The sequence below is a fragment of the Mycoplasma marinum genome (assembly GCF_004335975.1).
Taxonomy (GTDB): Bacteria; Bacillota_I; Bacilli_A; order Mycoplasmatales; family Metamycoplasmataceae; genus Mycoplasma_K; species Mycoplasma_K marinum.
Map to the genome: position 1 here is coordinate 1 of NZ_PSZO01000074.1, position 1,258 is coordinate 1,258.

Consider the following 1,258-nt stretch of genomic DNA (forward strand, 5'->3'; position numbering starts at 1 on the left):
AAATATAATATATTTATGAAAAAAAGAACTCACAAGAAATTAAAACTCAAACAAAAGATTGAAGAAAATTATAAAAAAGCAATAGAAAAGAATAATTTATACAAAGAAAAAGAAAAAACTCTAAAGAAAATGCTGAATATCATGCATGAAGAAAATACCATTTTAGGAATAATTGGAAATAGAGGAGCCGGTAAAACCTTCACAACTGAATTGGCTATTAAAACATTTGATAAAATGAACAAGAAATCAAAAACTATTAAATTAAATTTGTGACAAATTTTCAAAGAGTATGATGAAAAGCTAGAAACGAATAAAAAACTTGAATCAAAAACATTCAAAGAAAATAATAAAACGATATCCTCAACTTTATGAAGGTCAATATTTTATAAATTAGGCTATTTTAAATTTTTGAAAAAATGATTTATTTTAAATGCTGAATTTCAAAATGTTGAGACAAAATTAAAGTTAAATGCTGTTTCTTGAAAAACTTGAATTGCCCTTGTTTTGTTTGCTATATTCTTTATAATCCCAGTTGTGCTTCTTTATCGATACGTAGGTCCTGGAGCATCAGCGATTTCTTTCGTTACCGAAACAGTGCTTACAATAGTTAGTTATTTTTCTTTGAAGATTAACTTAAAAAACAATTTTTCTAATATGTTAGAAAAAGGTGAATATAACGTATTAATTTCTGATTTATTAAATGACAAAACTCGGGGTTTATTAAAGAGAAAATGGATAAACATCCACTTTGAAGATTTAGATAGAATCAAAAATACCGAATTAAAAAATAAAATTTTGCAACATATCTCAATCCTTTATAGAAACCCCAAAGTAAACATACTTATAGAAATGGATGAAAACACCTATAATAAATTTTCCTATTTTATTAAAAAACAAAATAATGGTGGCGAGGAGATTTACAAATTAATTCCTCAAACAGTTGTAATTAATAATGTTACAAGAGAGACACTGATGCAAGAGTATGGTGACGAAAGTTGAAAGTTTGAAAATCTCAATGCCTTTATAGATGAATTGTATTCTATAGCCACTCAAAATGAGAGATTTTCATGAAGATACCAGAAAAGTATAGAAGATAACATAAACCATGGCTATGAGTTTTTAAAAACACATGACAACCCCAATCTTTCAAAAACCTTTTTATATAATTCTCTTATTAAAGAATGGTGAAGTTTGGAAAATAAGACAAAAAATATAATTGAAAGAAAAGATGAGAAATGAGTTGTAACTGATTTTTATA

General features: G+C 25.8%; 1 protein-coding gene. It reads left to right on the forward strand.

What is annotated here, in order from left to right; genetic code table 4:
- Positions 1 to 15: 15 nt before the first annotated feature.
- The coding region (locus C4B24_RS04755) for a hypothetical protein (protein WP_210725204.1) at positions 16 to 1,258 on the forward strand (1,243 nt) is incomplete at its 3' end.